Here is a 16132-nt window from a genome sequence, read left to right as displayed (position 1 = left end):
CTCCTTAGCGCCACGGGGCGCGAGAATGGGTTTGCGGCCAGATGGGGCTGTTGATGGTCTGACACAGCTGGCGGGCGAGGGTGACGATCCCCTGATAGCCAGCGAAGGCGTGTTCGCGCTCCTGATTGATATCGAGAAACGGCAGCCTGGCTTTATAGGCGGTGTACATATTGCGTCCGCCGGCAATCATCAGGTCGGCCTGATAGCGATAGACCACATCCAGCAGCGTGCGGGCGTTGCCCTCTTCCAGCATTACCGCCTCTTCGCCCATCAGCTCGCGGATCCGCTGTTTATCCTCTTCGGTGGATTTACGCGTGCCGGTTGCCACCACGGTCATGCCCAAATCCTGCAGCGCCGATACCACCGACCAGGATTTCACCCCGCCGGTATAGAGCAGCGCTTTGCGGCCGCGCAGCTGTTCGCGCCACGGCTGTAGCGCCAGTTCCGCCGCCTGTTCCTCCCGCGCAATCAGCGCTTCGGTGCGCTGGCGAAGGTCGTCGTCGCCCAGCAGCGCCGCCAGCTGGCGCAGGGCGTCAGAGGTGGCGCGGATCCCGTAAAAGCTGCCTTCGAACCACGGCGTGCCGTAGCGCTGCTCCAGGGCTCTGGCGACGTTAATTAACGCCCGCGAGCAGACCAGCATATTGGCCTGCGCCCGGTGCATGGTCTGGATCTCGGCGAAGCGGCCATCACCGGAGAGGCTGCCGAGCACGCGGATCCCCAGTTCGTCGAGCAGCGGCTGAATATGCCAGAACTCGCCGGCAATATTGAATTCGCCAATCAGGCCAATATCGTGACGCTGCTCCGGGGCAAAGAGCGTGCTCTCCGGCCAGGGGGCGGGCTCGCGCTGGCCGATGACCCGTTTGACCATGACGTCGCCCGCCAGCCGGTTACCGAGATTTTTACTGCCGTAGAAACCGGCGGCGTCAATAGCGATAACCGGTACGCCGGTGGCGGTCTGCGCGGCCTGGCATACCGCTTCCAGGTCATCGCCCTCCATGGCCGGTACGCAGGTGTTGTAGATAAAGACCGCCGCCGGATGATAGCGGGTGACGATATGGCGCACGGCGTGAAACAAGCGGCGTTCGCCGCGGCCCATAATCACGTCCTGTTCGTTGAGATCGGTGGTGAACCCGAGCCGATTAAGGGTGGGGCCGGAGCTGGCGCTGCCGCGGTTATCCCATGAGCTTCCGGCGCAGCCGATGGGGCCGTGGACCAGATGCGCCACGTCGGCGATGGGCAGCAGGGTTATCTGCGCGCCGTCGAACGCGCAGCCGCCGGCGGTGGCGCCGGGTTTGGGCGCGCTGCAGCCGGATTTTTGTTTATGGTTGTGTTCACAGGCCGGTTCATCCAGCAGCGCCAGAATTTCATTTCCCTTCATAGTGACCTCGTTGACGGTGGGGGATGAGGGGGAAGATGCAATTCGCGCTCCAGAAGCGGAGCCTTGATTTTTAAAGAAAAGAGGTTGTTGGCTTTGCGACAAAGCCAACAATCGGACAAGGGATGGCGGCATGTGATGCTTTATGACCTATCGCGCTGGGATGGCTATTTGTTGATGAAAGGCTGGCAGCGAGGGGGTTAGGCGCATCAAGAAGCCCGGAACAACCGTGAACGGAATATTCCCCTGAGCGTAACGTGGGGAAGAGCGTCCATACGCGAAAAAAAGCCCGCGGGGTCAGCGGGCAACAAGCACAAAACAGGGATTAAAAAACGCGTTCTTCCAGAGGGTTATCCCTGTTAAGCCGCTTCGCCAGCCACGGCGGCAAACGGCCGGCCAGCAGCGTATTGATCGCCTCGCACTGTGCCTGAATCGTCGTCCCGGGCTGCGCTTTCATCGGGTGGATGCGATGGCGGATCAGCCGCGCGGCGGCGGGCCCGCCTATCTCCTGGCAAAACAGCAGCTGACAGTCCTCAATAAGCCGGGCGCGCACTTCGTTGGCCTCCTGCTGGTGGGGGGCGGAGGGATAGCGGCGCAGATCGTACAACCAGCCGCCTTGTTCATCGAACGCGTAGATAAAAAACAGTCGTCCCTGGCCGAAATGGCCGTTAATCACCAGCCCATCCTGGGAGCAAAATGCCGCCAGCAGCTGCGGCGTGCGCTGGGCAGGGCGAACGATGCGTAAATGGGCGGGCAGCGCGCCCTGCAGGCTCGCCATCACCCGCGACCAGCGAGCGGGGGACATCACCGCCGTCGCGGAGGGAAAGCTGGCGGCCAGCTGCGGCTGGGTCAGGGTCGCCAGACGCTCTGGCGTCAGCGTCTCGCCGCTCTCCTGCGCCAGCCAGTCGACGATTTGCGCCGGCTGTAGGTCCGGCAGAGACTGAAACAGCGCCAGCATACGCCAGAATAGGGTATCGTTGTCGGACATCACTAGCTCCTTATATCAAGGTATTGCGCGTCGCGCGCAGGCTTATCGGAAAGACGGGACGCCCCGGCTGCGGATGCACGTAGTAGCGGCGTCCCCCCTCCAGCGAAATCGCGCCGCCCCAGCGTTCAGCGTCGTTATGCTCAATCTGGATCACTCGCGCTTCCAGATCCTGTTTCGCGATATAGGCGTACAGGTCCGCGCCGCGCTCACGGAAAATCACGATGGGCATACTCCCTCCTGGCCCCGCATGACGCGGGGCACCTGATGGTTAACGGACGAGATCGAAGCTGTAATCGGTTTTGCCCAGCTGGCTGGTATCGCTATCCAGTTTCTCCAGCACGGCGTTCACCAGCGTCGTCACAATGTTCATCGCCCCTTCATAACCCCAGGTTGTCTGGCGGTGCAGATGGTGGCGGTCGAACAGCGGAAAGCCGAGGCGGATAAGCGGCACTTCAAAGGCTTTACCCTTCGCCAGGGTATCGCGCTGGATAAACTTGCCGTAGGAGTTGCCGATCATAAAGTCCGGCTGACGGGTGAACATCAGCGAACGGAAGTGCCACAAATCGCAGTTGATAAACACTTCGCTATCGCGCCCGTACGGCGAGGCATCGAGCATTTTGTTCATCGCTTTTTGCCAGCGTTTGTTGGCGTTATGGCTCAGGATCACCGTTGGCTCGCAGCCCAGCTCCAGCAGGAAGCGGGTGAGGCCCATCACGAAGTCCGGATCGCCGTACAGGCCAAACTTCTTGCCGTGCAGCCAGGTGTGGGAGTCGAGCATCATGTCAACCAGCCGGCCGCGCTCAAGGGTGAGGGCGTCGGCAATCGGCTTGCCGCTAAGCTGGCTGACGGTCATCAGCAGTTCATCGGTGGCGGCCAGCCCCAGCGGAATGGCGACCTCGGTGGCGGGCTGGTTCCACATCTCCTGCACCACTTTTTTGCTCTTCAGCAGCTGCCACGGCTGCAGGAGCAGCGTATCGATGGCGTCAGGGGCCTCTTTCATCTCCTGCTGCGTGGTGCCGCCGGAATACATCCGATAGTGGCCGTCGGCGGGCGTGTCGAGAACTTCCGACGGATCGGAGAGCAGGCTGCACGGCACCGCCATCTGTTCCATCATCCGCTTTAATACGCGGAAGTTGCCGAGATAGGTTTCAAAGCCGGTCACCAGATTGAGCTTCGGCAATTTGCCCGGCTGCCCCTGGTAGTCCGCAGTGAAGGTTTTGGCGAAGCCTTCAAACATGTTATCCCAGCCGGTGACGTGGCTGCCGATAAAGCTTGGCGTATGGGCGTGGGGCACGGCGATGCTGCTGTCGACGAAGCCATCTTTTTTAGCGTTGGCGATAAACGCCTGCAGGTCATCGCCGATAACTTCCGCCATGCAGGTGGTGGACACCGCAATGATCTCCGGTTTGTACAGCGCGCTGGCGTTCTGCAGGCCCAGGTTCATATTGTTGTTGCCGCCGAAGACCGCCGCGTCTTCGGTCATCGAGTCGGAGACGCAGGCGATCGGCTCTTTGAAATGGCGGTTAAAATAGGTGCGAAAGTAGGCCACGCACCCCTGAGAGCCGTGCACATACGGCAGGGTGTTGGCAAATCCCAGCGAGCAAAGCACCGCGCCAAGCGGCTGGCAGGCTTTCGCCGGGTCAACGGTCAGCGCCTCGCGCTGGAAATTCAGCGCTTCATACTCGGCGGTGGTGGTCCAGGCAAAGACCTCCTGCACGCGCTGCGCATCGTGCGCCTCTTCCAGCTGCCGCTTATTGCGGAACAGCTCCTGGTATTCATCCTGTTCGAATAGCGGATAACAGCTATTAATTTTATCAATCGTTTGGCTCATGGTGTTCTCCTCCCGCGCCACAAATCGGTGAACAGACGGGACAGTGAGTGGGCAATCACGCAGACTTCAGCCACGGAGCGGTCAGTTCGTTCCACGCCGGGTTGTTCAGGGTCATATCCATATCGCGGGCGAAAATGGCGAAACCATCGTAGCCGTGGTACGGGCCGGAATAGTCCCACGAGTGCATCTGGCGGAACGGCACGCCCATTTTCTGGAAGATATATTTTTCCTTGATGCCGGAGCCGATAAGGTCGGGCTTCAGCGCCTTGACGAACGCTTCCAGCTCGTAGCTGCTGGCGTCATCGAACAGCAGCGTGCCCTCTTTCAGATCCGGCAGGGTGCGGTCGTAATCATCGTTATGGGCAAACTCGTAGCCGGCGGCGATGATCTCCATCCCGAGATCCTCATAGGCGCCAATAACGTGGCGCGGCCGCAGGCCGCCCATATAGAGCAGCACCTTACGCCCCTCCAGGCGCGGGCGATATTTGGCGATAATCGCCGCCATCTGCCCCTCATACCGGGCGATCACCGCTTCGGCGTTCGCGCGAATGGTATCGTCGAACTGGTCGGCGATTTTGCGCAGCGATTCGGCGATTTTGGTCGGCCCGAAGAAGTTGTACTCCATCCACGGAATCTGATGTTTCTCCTCCATATGGCGGGCGATATAGTTCATCGAACGGTAGCAGTGAACCAGGTTCAGCTTGACGAATGGGGTATTCTCCATCTCCACCAGCGTGCCGTCGCCGGACCACTGCGCGACTACCCGTAGCCCCATCTCTTCCAGCAGAATGCGCGAGGCCCAGGCGTCGCCGCCGATGTTGTAGTCGCCGATGATCGCCACATCGTAAGGGGTGGTTTCAAACGGCTGTCCTTCGCGATTGTTCAGGATCCAGTCGCGCACCACGTCGTTGGCGATATGGTGCCCCAGAGACTGCGACACGCCGCGAAAGCCTTCGCAGCGTACCGGGATCACCGGTTTATCCAGCGCCTTGCTGCTGGCGTTGGCCACCGCGCTGATATCATCACCGATCAGCCCCACCGGGCATTCCGACTGAATGGTGATCCCTTTGGTGAGCGGGAACAGCAACTCCATCTCTTCAATCAGCTTGCTGAGCTTTTTATCGCCGCCGAAGACGATGTCGCGCTCCTGAAAATCAGAGGTGAAGTTCAGCGTGCCGAAGCTATCGACGCCGCTGACTCCGGTGTAGTAGTTGCGTCGTCCGGCGCGGGAATACTGGCCGCAGCCGACCGGTCCGTGCGAAATATGGGCCATATCCTTAATCGGCCCAAATACCACCCCTTTGGAACCGGCGTAGGCGCAGCCGCGTACGGTCATTACGCCGGGTTGTGATTTGCGGTTAGAGATAATGCACTTGCCGACGCTCTCCATTTCCGGATCGCTGACCATCATGTGCTTTCTGCGCTCTTTTCGCGCGGTTTCCGGGAACACCTCCAGGACTTCCTGGATCAGCGCCAGATTACGTTCGCCCGTTGCGTTGGTCATCATAATTGTCCTGTGCTCAGGCCGCGTTTTCTTCGGCGGCGGTTTTGCCAATGATGCTGGTGTCTTCCTCTTCCATGATGCCGAACTCCATCAGCAGCGATTCCAGCTCATCCATGGTGCAGGGCGTCGGCACCACTTTCATGGTGTTGTTGACGATCTTCTGCGCCAGGGTGCGGTATTCGTTGGCCTGTTTACAGGCGGGGTCGTACTCGATAACCGTCATGCGGCGGATCTCCGCGCGCTGCACGATGTTGTCGCGGGGCACAAAGTGGATCATCTGGGTACCGAGCTTTTCCGCCAGGGCAATAATCAGTTCGTCTTCACGGTCGGTCTGACGTGAGTTACAGATCAGGCCGCCGAGGCGCACCTTGCCGGATTTGGCGTATTTAACGATCCCTTTGGAGATATTGTTGGCCGCGTACATCGCCATCATTTCGCCGGAGCAGACGATGTAGATCTCCTGGGCTTTGTTTTCGCGGATCGGCATGGCGAAGCCGCCGCAGACCACGTCGCCGAGCACGTCATAGAACACGAAATCGAGATCGTCCTCGTAGGCGCCTTCTTCTTCAAGAAAGTTGATCGCCGTGATCACGCCGCGTCCCGCGCAGCCGACGCCTGGCTCCGGGCCGCCGGATTCCGCGCAGCGCACATCGCCGTAGCCAATTTGCAGCACGTCTTCGAGTTCGAGGTCCTCGACCGAGCCGACTTCCGCGGCCATCTCCATAATGGTGTTCTGTGCTTTGGCGTGCAGAATCAGACGGGTGGAGTCCGCCTTCGGATCGCAGCCGACGATCATCACTTTCTTACCCATCTCCGCCAGCGCGGCGACGAGGTTCTGCGTGGTGGTGGATTTACCGATACCGCCTTTACCGTAAATAGCGCATTGACGCATGGTCATGGTGACTTCTCCTGTTGTTGAGTGTTTGCCAGCAGAGAAGTGCAGGGAACATACCAGCCGTGCCTGTTTATGTATTCTTATGATTTTTATGAAGTTAGTTATTTGTCGCCGCGCAGGACGTAAAACAAAACGGCACAATAAGGCGACCAAATGTGGGAAACAGAACAATTGCGCCTGCCGGGGCCATGGTGGCGCTTTGTCGCCTGTTCAACAGCTTGTCGCCCCCTGTGTCTTATTCCACGCAATCTCTTGGCGCGCTGCGCGGCGACTCTCTTCATAACGCGTTGAATTCGCGCTAACTCTTCTGTCATCCGCGAGCTGGCACAGGCTGTGCTTGAGGCAACAACTGGGTTTGCCGCTTATTTGAGGCGGCGAAGATGCCTCTCACCTTCGAGGATTGAACAATGTCCGGAAAAATGAAAACAATGGATGGCAACGCCGCGGCGGCCTGGATCTCTTATGCCTTTACCGAGGTCGCGGCGATTTACCCCATAACCCCCTCCACGCCGATGGCGGAAAACGTCGACGAGTGGGCGGCGCAGGGGAAAAAGAACCTTTTTGGCCAGCCGGTGCGCTTAATGGAGATGCAGTCGGAGGCCGGCGCGGCAGGCGCGGTCCACGGCGCGCTGCAGGCCGGGGCGCTCACCACCACCTATACGGCCTCCCAGGGGCTGCTGCTGATGATCCCCAACATGTACAAAATCGCCGGTGAACTGCTGCCGGGCGTCTTTCACGTCAGCGCCCGGGCGCTGGCGACCAATTCGCTGAATATTTTTGGCGATCACCAGGATGTGATGGCGGTCCGCCAGACCGGCTGCGCGATGCTGGCGGAGAACAACGTGCAGCAGGTGATGGATTTGTCGGCGGTGGCGCATCTGGCGGCGATTAAGGGACGCATCCCGTTTGTTAACTTCTTCGACGGTTTTCGCACCTCGCACGAAATTCAAAAAATCGAGGTGTTGGAATATGAGCAGCTGGCGACGCTGCTGGACCGGCCCGCGCTCGACAGCTTCCGCCGTAACGCGCTGCATCCGGATCATCCGGTCATCCGCGGAACGGCGCAGAACCCGGATATCTACTTCCAGGAGCGGGAGGCGGGCAACCGTTTTTATCAGGCGCTGCCCGACATTGTCGAAAGCTATATGACGCAAATCAGCGCGCTCACCGGCCGGGAGTATCATCTGTTTAACTATACCGGCGCGGCGGATGCCGAACGGGTGATTATCGCAATGGGATCGGTCTGCGATACCGTTCAGGAAGTGGTGGATACGCTGAACGCGGCGGGAGAGAAGGTCGGGCTGCTCAGCGTGCATCTGTTTCGCCCTTTTTCGCTGGCCCACTTCTTCGCCCAGCTGCCGAAAACCGTGCAGCGGATTGCCGTCCTTGACCGTACCAAAGAGCCCGGCGCTCAGGCTGAACCGCTGTGCCTGGATGTGAAAAACGCCTTCTACCACCACGACGATGCGCCGCTAATCGTCGGCGGCCGCTATGCGCTTGGCGGGAAGGATGTTCTGCCCAACGATATCGCGGCCGTCTTTGATAACCTCAATAAACCGCTGCCGATGGACGGGTTTACCCTCGGGATTGTCGATGATGTAACCTTTACTTCGTTACCGCCGCGCCAGCAGACGCTGGCGGTCTCGCATGACGGCATCACCGCCTGTAAATTTTGGGGCATGGGCTCGGACGGCACCGTCGGGGCCAATAAAAGCGCGATCAAAATTATCGGCGATAAAACGCCGCTCTACGCGCAGGCCTACTTTTCTTATGACTCGAAAAAATCCGGCGGCATTACCGTTTCACATTTACGCTTCGGCGACCGGCCGATCAATTCGCCCTACCTGATCCATCGGGCCGATTTTATCTCCTGTTCGCAGCAGTCCTACGTTGAGCGCTACGATCTGCTGGACGGATTAAAGCCGGGCGGGACCTTTTTACTCAACTGCAGCTGGTCCGATGCGGAGCTGGAGCAGCATCTGCCGGTCGGCTTTAAACGCTATCTGGCGCGGGAAAATATCCATTTTTATACCCTGAACGCCGTGGATATCGCCCGCGAGCTCGGGCTGGGCGGGCGCTTTAATATGCTGATGCAGGCGGCGTTCTTTAAGCTGGCGGCGATTATCGACCCGCAGACCGCGGCGGATTACCTCAAGCAGGCGGTTGAAAAAAGCTACGGCAGCAAAGGGGCGGCGGTGATTGAGATGAACCAGCGGGCGATCGAGCTGGGCATGGCCTCGCTGCATCAGGTGACGATTCCGGCGCACTGGGCGACGCTGGATGAACCCGCGGCGCAAGCATCAGCCATGATGCCGGATTTCATCCGCGATATTCTGCAGCCGATGAACCGCCAGTGCGGCGACCAGCTGCCGGTGAGCGCGTTCGTCGGTATGGAGGACGGGACCTTTCCTTCGGGCACCGCCGCGTGGGAGAAACGCGGGATCGCGCTGGAAGTGCCGGTCTGGCAGCCGGAGGGCTGCACGCAGTGTAACCAGTGCGCCTTTATCTGCCCGCATGCGGCGATCCGCCCGGCGCTGCTCAACGGCGAAGAGCATGACGCCGCGCCGGTTGGGCTGCTGAGCAAACCCGCGCAGGGAGCGAAGGAGTATCACTACCATCTGGCTATCTCGCCGCTGGATTGTTCCGGCTGCGGCAACTGCGTGGATATCTGTCCCGCGCGCGGCAAGGCGTTAAAAATGCAGTCTCTCGATAGCCAGCGTCAGATGGCGCCGGTCTGGGACTATGCGCTGGCGCTGACGCCGAAGAGCAATCCGTTTCGTAAGACGACGGTCAAAGGCAGCCAGTTTGAAACCCCGCTGCTGGAGTTTTCCGGCGCCTGCGCGGGATGCGGTGAAACGCCTTATGCCCGCCTGATAACCCAGCTGTTTGGCGACCGGATGCTGATCGCTAACGCCACCGGCTGCTCTTCTATCTGGGGAGCCAGCGCGCCGTCGATTCCCTATACCACCAACCACCGCGGCCATGGCCCGGCATGGGCGAACTCGCTGTTTGAGGATAATGCGGAGTTTGGCCTCGGCATGATGCTCGGCGGCCAGGCGGTGCGTCAACAAATCGCCGATGATATGACCGCCGCGCTGGCGCTACCGGTCAGCGACGAACTTAGCGACGCAATGCGCCAGTGGCTGGCGAAGCAGGATGAAGGCGAGGGCACCCGCGAGCGCGCGGACCGGCTCAGCGAACGGCTGGCGGCGGAAAAAGAGGGCGTGCCGCTGTTGGAGCAGCTGTGGCAGAACCGCGACTATTTTGTTCGTCGTTCGCAGTGGATTTTCGGCGGCGACGGCTGGGCCTACGATATCGGCTTCGGCGGTCTCGATCACGTGCTGGCGAGCGGGGAAGACGTCAATATTCTGGTGTTTGACACCGAGGTTTACTCCAATACCGGCGGCCAGTCGTCTAAATCGACCCCGGTGGCGGCCATCGCGAAGTTTGCCGCGCAGGGCAAACGCACGCGGAAAAAAGATCTCGGCATGATGGCGATGAGCTACGGCAATGTGTACGTGGCCCAGGTCGCGATGGGCGCTGATAAAGATCAGACCCTACGGGCGATCGCCGAGGCCGAAGCCTGGCCGGGACCGTCGCTGGTGATTGCCTACGCCGCCTGCATTAACCACGGGCTGAAAGCCGGTATGCGCTGCAGCCAGCGCGAGGCGAAACGGGCGGTTGAGGCGGGATACTGGCACCTGTGGCGCTATCATCCGCAGCGGGAAGCGGAAGGTAAGACGCCGTTTATGCTCGATTCCGAAGAGCCGGAGGAGAGCTTCCGCGACTTTTTGCTTGGCGAAGTGCGCTACGCCTCGCTGCACAAAACGACGCCGCATCTGGCGGATGCGCTCTTTAGCCGAACCGAGGAGGACGCGCGGGCCCGCTTTGCCCAGTATCGGCGGCTGGCCGGCGAGGAGTAGCGGGCCTTTAGTTCTCCTGCTGCATGACCTTAAGCAGCGTATCCAGCAGGCCGGGAAAGCGCGCGTCTAAATCTTCCCGGCGCAGCGAAATCAAGTTCTCCCGCCCCTGTGGGCGCTGCCAGATCACACCGCTGTCGCGCAGGACGCGCCAGTGGTGGGTCATGGTCGACTTCGCCACATCTTCGTGACGCAGGGCGTTACAGCTCTGCTCGCTGCCGTCGGCAAGGATGCGGATAATCTCAAGCCGTAGCGGGTTACCGAGGGCGAAAAGGACATTTTCGAGGCGAATTTGTTCACGTTCGGGGTGATTGGCGATCATACTATTCCTGTGTCGGCGGTTGCGCTGCCTTACGAGCAGCGGCCCGTATCGGCGGCTGGCCGGTAATATACCCAAACTGCTTTTCTAAAGCCACGCGCGTCGTCGCAGCTTCACCAATAGTAACGATAGCAAAAATAGTTCGAATATACTCGTACAGTTGTACTATGATAGATGCCGTTATATGAACGGCGGCCAATTCCGGCCGCCTGCTGACAGTCAAAATGACTAAGGACGCATCATGCCCCGACCCATCCCCCTCGAACGTTATCGCAACATCGGTATCTCCGCGCATATCGATGCCGGCAAAACCACCACCACCGAGCGCATCCTGTTTTATACCGGGATGAGTCACAAGCTGGGGGAAGTACACGATGGCGCGGCAACCACCGACTGGATGGCGCAGGAGCAGGAGCGCGGGATCACCATTACCTCCGCGGCGGTGAGCTGCTTCTGGCCCGGTATGGACCGCAGCTTCGAGCCGCACAGGATTAACATCATCGATACCCCAGGGCACGTGGATTTTACCATCGAAGTGGAACGCTCCATGCGCGTCCTGGACGGCGCGGTGATGGTTTACGACTCCGTCGGCGGCGTGCAGCCGCAGTCGGAAACGGTCTGGCGGCAGGCGAATAAATACCACGTCCCGCGGCTGGCCTTCGTCAACAAGATGGACCGCCCCGGCGCGGATTTTTTCCGCGTGGTGCAGATGATGACCGATCGCCTGAAGGCCAATCCGGTACCGATTGTGATCCCGGTTGGCGCCGAAGAGCACTTTACCGGGGTGGTGGATCTCATCAAAATGCGCGCCATTTTGTGGGACGACGCCACCCAGGGGATGACCTTCAGCTATGCGCCGGTGCCTGACGATCTCGTGGAAACCGCCCGGCTGTGGCGGGAGAAAATGGTCTCGGCGGCGGCGGAAGCCAACGACGAACTGATGGATAAGTATCTCGAAACCGGCGAGTTGAGCGAGGCGGAAATCGTTGCCGGACTGCGCCAGCGTACGGTGAAGGGCGAAATCCAGGCGGTGCTGTGCGGCAGCGCGTTTAAAAACAAAGGCGTGCAGCGGATGCTCGATGCGGTGGTTGAGCTGATGCCGTCGCCGCTGGATATCCCGGCGATTCAGGGCGTGGATGAGAAAGGGCAACCTGCTGAACGTCACCCGAACGACGACGAACCGTTCTCGGCGCTGGCCTTCAAGCTGATGACCGACCCCTATGTCGGACAGTTAACCTTTATCCGCGTCTATTCCGGGACGTTGAAAAAAGGCGATGCGGTGTGGAATCCGGTGAAAGGCAAGAAAGAACGCATCGGCCGCATCGTGCTGATGCAGGCCAACGATCGCCATGAGGTGGACGAACTGCACGCCGGTGATATTGCCGCCTGCGTCGGCCTGAAGGATGTCACTACCGGCGACACGCTGTGCGACCCGGATGCGGTGATTACCCTCGAACGGATGGAGTTTCCGGAGCCGGTGATTTCGCTGGCGATTGAACCGAAAACCAAAGCCGATCAGGAGAAAATGGGTATTGCCCTGCAGCGGCTGGCGGCGGAAGATCCGTCGTTTCGTCTGCATACTGACGAGGAGTCCGGCCAGACGATCATTTCCGGGATGGGCGAGCTGCATCTGGAGATTATCGTTGACCGCATGAAGCGCGAGTTTGGCGTTGAGGCGAATATCGGGCGTCCGCAGGTGACCTATCGCGAGACGATCCGCAAAACGGTCAAAGAGGTGGAAGGCAAGTTTGTCCGCCAGTCCGGCGGTAAAGGGCAGTACGGCCACGTGGTGCTGACCCTTGAACCGCTGGAGCCGGGGAGCGGTTTCGTGTTTGAAGACGCAACCAAAGGCGGCGTGGTGCCGCGCGAGTACATTCCTTCAGTGGAAAAAGGGCTGCGCGAAGCGATGGGCACTGGCGTGCTGGCGGGCTATCCGGTGGTGGATATCAAGGCGACACTGACGTTTGGTTCGTATCATGACGTCGACTCGTCGGAGATGGCTTTCCGCATGGCGGCGATATTTGGCTTCAAGGAAGGGGCGCGCAGGGCCGACCCGGTTATTCTTGAACCGGTGATGCACGTGGAAGTGGAGACCCCGGAAGAGTACGCCGGGAATATCATGGGCGATCTCTCTTCCCGTCGCGGAATGGTGCAGGGGATGGAGGAGCGGTTCGGCAGCCAGATTATCCGCGCCGACGTGCCGCTGGCCGAGATGTTTGGCTATTCCACCACGCTGCGTTCAATGTCCCAGGGCCGGGCGACCTACAGTATGGAGTTCCACCATTACGCGGAAGCCCCGCGCAACGTAGCAGAGGCGATTATCGCCAGCCGCGCTAAAGGCTAAGCAACGTTTCCCGGAGGCGATGCTGCGCATCTGTCCGGGCTACAAAACCTGCGGGCTTGTAGCCCGGACAGGCGCAACGCGCCGCCTCCGGGAATTTCTGCCAATCAAACAATATCCTGCGCGTACTGCCACAGCGCCTTCAGCTGCGCCAGCTTCTCTTTATCATCCGCATACTGCTGATACAGCATCTGCAGCTCATCGGCGTAGGCCTGCAAAAACTCAGGCGTAAATACCTGGCGACGGTGCTCTAACCAGCGCTGCTGCTCGGCTTCATCGAGCGTGCCGGGGTAGTTGCGCGCGCGATAGTTGAACAGCAGGCGCTCAATACGCTTATCGGCGAAGGTAATATCCAGCGCCGGCAGGTTGCGCGGCTCGGTTTCGAGCACGATTTTCATCGCCGCGCGGTCGGCATCGCTGAAAAAGCCGTTATACAACTGCGCATCGACGTTATCGGAAGGCACAAACGGCTCCGCTTCGGCAAAAATCGCCACCACTTTCTCACGCACCTGCGGATTGGCCCGCAGCAGCTGAGCGTTATCCAGACAGCGCTGGATATTGATGCCCAGCCGGTCGGCATCCTGCGGACGCAGGGTGTTTTGCTGCGCCAGCACCGGGCATTTATTGAGGTGGACCAGCTTAATCGGCACCGCGGGCAGGTCGCCCAGCTCGCTTTTCGGCGTATACAGCCGCTCGCGCAGGGTGTCGGCATCCAGCTCCAGCAGGGGAGCGATATCTCCGGCCAGGTCGACCATAATCACCGCGTTACGGTTGTCCGGGTGCCACGCCAGCGGGGCCACCAGGCTGGTGTTACCGCGCGCTGCGCCGAACATGCCGGAAACATGCACCAGCGGCTTGATTTGCGGCACGTCGATCAGCGTCGCCAGCTTGCGCTTATTGCGGTGGGCGTAGAGATAGTCAAACAGGCGCGGCTGCTGGGTTTTCACCAGCTTTGCCATCGCGATGGTGGCGTAAACGTCGGCCATCGCGTCGTGGGCGTTGCTGTGCTCAATGCCGTTGGCGACGGTCAGATGCTCGAGGCGGAAGCTCGGTAAGCCCTCTTCGTTTTCCGGCCAGTTGATCCCTTCCGGGCGCAGCGCGTAGCAGGCGCGCATCACATCCAGCAGATCCCAACGGGAGTTGTCGTGCTGCCAGCTCCAGGCGTAAGGATCGTAAAAATTGCGATAAAAGATATTGCGCGTCACTTCGTCATCGAAGCGCACGTTGTTGTAGCCGACGATGCAGGTTTTTGGCACCGTGAACAGATCGTGAACGCGACGGGCAAAGGCGGCTTCGCTGTCGCCCTTGGCGTTCGCCTCCTGCGGCGTGATCCCGGTAACCATAACCGCCTGCGGCTGCGGCAGATAGTCATCGGCGATCCTGCAGTAGAAGACTTCGGGTTCGCCGACGATATTGAGGTCTTCATCGGTGCGGATGGCGGCAAACTGCGACGGTCGGTCGAGCGAAGGACTGGTGCCGAAGGTCTCGTAATCGTGAAACAAAAATCCGGGCTGGTTGGCGCTATCTTGCATAATCTGTTCATTATCCCTGGTGGCGAGCAGCCATCATGGTAAACGATTTGCCGGGCCATCAGAAGGGTATCGCCTTTGCCCCTTGCCGGCGGTGTCATATTTTCTTGCAATTAAACCCTGATTTGAAACGAGAAGTTCCGTAAAAAGGACGGCGAATCTGTCAATTTAGAGGATATGCCGTTGAAAGGCCGTTTGTTTATTGCTGTATCTTTGCTCGCTGCGAGCGTTTCCTGCGCATTTGCCGCCAATGATTTTCCCGTCAACGTGACGCCTCCTTCTATTCAGGCCGGTTCCTGGGTGCTGATGGATTACACCACCGGCCAGATCCTGACCGCCGGTAACGAGCATCAGCAGCGCAATCCCGCCAGCCTGACCAAACTGATGACCGGCTACGTGGTCGATCGCGCCATCGACAGCCACCGCATCACCTTTGACGACATCGTCACCGTCGGTAAAGACGCCTGGGCGCAGGGTAACCCGGTCTTTAACGGCTCTTCGCTGATGTTCCTTAAGCCCGGCGATCGGGTCAGCGTACGCGACTTAAGCCGCGGGCTGATCGTTGACTCCGGCAACGATGCCTGCGTGGCGCTGGCGGACTACGTCGCCGGCGGCCAGCCGCAGTTCGTCGCGCTGATGAACAGCTACGTGGAAAAACTGCATTTGCAGGATACCCATTTTGAAACCGTCCACGGCCTGGACGCGCCGGGGCAGCACAGTTCGGCTTACGATCTCGCTGTGCTCTCGCGGGCGATTATTCACGGCGAGCCGGACGTCTACCATATGTACAGTCAGAAGAGCCTGACGTGGAACGGCATTACCCAGCAGAACCGCAACGGCCTGCTGTGGGATAAGACCATGAACGTCGATGGTCTGAAGACCGGCCACACTTCCGGCGCCGGCTTCAACCTGATTGCCTCCGCGGTGGACGGCCAGCGTCGGCTGATTGCGGTGGTGATGGGAGCCGACAGCCCGAAAGGGCGCGAACAGCAGGCGGCGAAGCTGCTGCACTGGGGCCAGCAAAACTTCGATACCGTCCAGGTCCTGCAGGATGGCAAGCAGGTCGGCGTTGAGCGAATCTGGTATGGCGATAAAGAGCAGATTAAGCTGGGGACCGATCAGGATTTCTGGCTAGCGCTGCCGAAGTCGGAAGTCGCGCGCATTAAGGCCAAATACGTGCTGGATAACAAAGTGCTGGAAGCGCCGATTGCCGCCCATCAGCGGGTGGGAGAAATCTCCCTTTACGATGGTGATAAAGTGGTGGCCCACTGGCCGCTGGTGACGCTGGAAAGCGTTGGCAAGGGCGGCATGCTGTCGCGCTTTAGCGATTATCTGCATCAAAAACTGTAACTGTCGCGCCGCTCCGCCCGGAGCGGCATCTCGTAGCTGTTTGATTATTATGCCGCTTCGGTTGGCGCTTCGTTTACTTT

At 59.8% G+C, this 16132-nt stretch carries 11 protein-coding genes; 3 read left to right on the top strand and 8 right to left on the bottom strand.

Going from position 1 to position 16132, the window contains the following annotated elements; translation table 11 throughout:
• Positions 1 to 4: 4 nt before the first annotated feature.
• The 6 genes from nifE to nifH form a co-directional block, all read right to left on the bottom strand.
• Positions 5 to 1378, bottom strand: a complete 1374-nt coding sequence (gene nifE / locus BWI76_RS18835; RefSeq protein WP_064371581.1) for a nitrogenase iron-molybdenum cofactor biosynthesis protein NifE — start codon at positions 1376 to 1378, stop codon at positions 5 to 7.
• A 322-nt stretch (positions 1379 to 1700) separates the two neighbouring features.
• Positions 1701 to 2363: a NifB/NifX family molybdenum-iron cluster-binding protein gene (locus BWI76_RS18830; protein ID WP_024360007.1), complete on the bottom strand. Its 663-nt coding sequence runs from the start codon at positions 2361 to 2363 to the stop codon at positions 1701 to 1703.
• Positions 2364 to 2373: 10 nt separating this feature from the next.
• Positions 2374 to 2592 (bottom strand): putative nitrogen fixation protein NifT, encoded by a 219-nt coding sequence (nifT, locus tag BWI76_RS18825; RefSeq protein WP_004122392.1) that lies wholly within the window; start codon positions 2590 to 2592, stop codon positions 2374 to 2376.
• Positions 2593 to 2631: 39 nt separating this feature from the next.
• Positions 2632 to 4194: a nitrogenase molybdenum-iron protein subunit beta gene (gene nifK / locus BWI76_RS18820; protein WP_004138787.1), complete on the bottom strand. Its 1563-nt coding sequence runs from the start codon at positions 4192 to 4194 to the stop codon at positions 2632 to 2634.
• 55 nt (positions 4195 to 4249) lie between these two features.
• Positions 4250 to 5698 carry a nitrogenase molybdenum-iron protein alpha chain gene (gene nifD / locus BWI76_RS18815; protein WP_004138788.1) on the bottom strand — a complete coding sequence of 483 codons (1449 nt, stop codon included), beginning with the start codon at positions 5696 to 5698 and terminating at the stop codon, positions 4250 to 4252.
• Positions 5699 to 5714: 16 nt separating this feature from the next.
• Positions 5715 to 6596, bottom strand: a complete 882-nt coding sequence (gene nifH, locus BWI76_RS18810) for a nitrogenase iron protein (protein ID WP_004122384.1) — start codon at positions 6594 to 6596, stop codon at positions 5715 to 5717.
• 404 nt (positions 6597 to 7000) lie between these two features.
• Between nifH and nifJ the strand changes: the two genes are divergently transcribed.
• The gene (gene nifJ / locus BWI76_RS18805) at positions 7001 to 10516 is read left to right on the top strand and encodes a pyruvate:ferredoxin (flavodoxin) oxidoreductase (RefSeq protein ID WP_064371580.1); all 3516 of its coding nucleotides are present in this window, start codon (positions 7001 to 7003) and stop codon (positions 10514 to 10516) included.
• Positions 10517 to 10523: 7 nt separating this feature from the next.
• On the opposite strand, the gene BWI76_RS18800 is transcribed toward nifJ, so the two are convergent.
• Positions 10524 to 10835, bottom strand: a complete 312-nt coding sequence (locus BWI76_RS18800; RefSeq protein WP_004138790.1) for an ArsR/SmtB family transcription factor — start codon at positions 10833 to 10835, stop codon at positions 10524 to 10526.
• A 238-nt stretch (positions 10836 to 11073) separates the two neighbouring features.
• Here BWI76_RS18800 and fusA point away from each other — a divergent pair, with 238 nt between their 5' ends.
• Positions 11074 to 13176, top strand: a complete 2103-nt coding sequence (gene fusA, locus BWI76_RS18790) for an elongation factor G (protein ID WP_004138791.1) — start codon at positions 11074 to 11076, stop codon at positions 13174 to 13176.
• 104 nt (positions 13177 to 13280) lie between these two features.
• Here the strand turns inward: fusA and sbcB are convergent, their stop codons facing one another.
• Positions 13281 to 14705, bottom strand: a complete 1425-nt coding sequence (gene sbcB, locus BWI76_RS18785) for an exodeoxyribonuclease I (protein ID WP_004138792.1) — start codon at positions 14703 to 14705, stop codon at positions 13281 to 13283.
• A gap of 180 nt (positions 14706 to 14885) precedes the next feature.
• Here sbcB and dacD point away from each other — a divergent pair, with 180 nt between their 5' ends.
• Positions 14886 to 16052, top strand: a complete 1167-nt coding sequence (gene dacD / locus BWI76_RS18780) for a serine-type D-Ala-D-Ala carboxypeptidase DacD (protein WP_004138794.1) — start codon at positions 14886 to 14888, stop codon at positions 16050 to 16052.
• Positions 16053 to 16132: the final 80 nt, after the last annotated feature.

This window comes from Klebsiella sp. M5al (assembly GCF_002090195.1).
GTDB lineage: Bacteria > Pseudomonadota > Gammaproteobacteria > Enterobacterales > Enterobacteriaceae > Klebsiella > Klebsiella grimontii.
This window is presented reverse-complemented; position numbering and strand designations above follow the sequence as displayed.

What these genes read in the sequence shown, in the direction of transcription:
- nifE (WP_064371581.1), bottom strand. Translation starts at nt 1,378, where the DNA reads ATGAAGGGAAATGAAATTCTGGCGCTGCTGGATGAACCGGCCTGTGAA.
- BWI76_RS18830 (WP_024360007.1), bottom strand. Translation starts at nt 2,363, where the DNA reads ATGTCCGACAACGATACCCTATTCTGGCGTATGCTGGCGCTGTTTCAG.
- nifT (WP_004122392.1), bottom strand. Translation starts at nt 2,592, where the DNA reads ATGCCCATCGTGATTTTCCGTGAGCGCGGCGCGGACCTGTACGCCTAT.
- nifK (WP_004138787.1), bottom strand. Translation starts at nt 4,194, where the DNA reads ATGAGCCAAACGATTGATAAAATTAATAGCTGTTATCCGCTATTCGAA.
- nifD (WP_004138788.1), bottom strand. Translation starts at nt 5,698, where the DNA reads ATGACCAACGCAACGGGCGAACGTAATCTGGCGCTGATCCAGGAAGTC.
- nifH (WP_004122384.1), bottom strand. Translation starts at nt 6,596, where the DNA reads ATGACCATGCGTCAATGCGCTATTTACGGTAAAGGCGGTATCGGTAAA.
- nifJ (WP_064371580.1), top strand. Translation starts at nt 7,001, where the DNA reads ATGTCCGGAAAAATGAAAACAATGGATGGCAACGCCGCGGCGGCCTGG.
- BWI76_RS18800 (WP_004138790.1), bottom strand. Translation starts at nt 10,835, where the DNA reads ATGATCGCCAATCACCCCGAACGTGAACAAATTCGCCTCGAAAATGTC.
- fusA (WP_004138791.1), top strand. Translation starts at nt 11,074, where the DNA reads ATGCCCCGACCCATCCCCCTCGAACGTTATCGCAACATCGGTATCTCC.
- sbcB (WP_004138792.1), bottom strand. Translation starts at nt 14,705, where the DNA reads ATGCAAGATAGCGCCAACCAGCCCGGATTTTTGTTTCACGATTACGAG.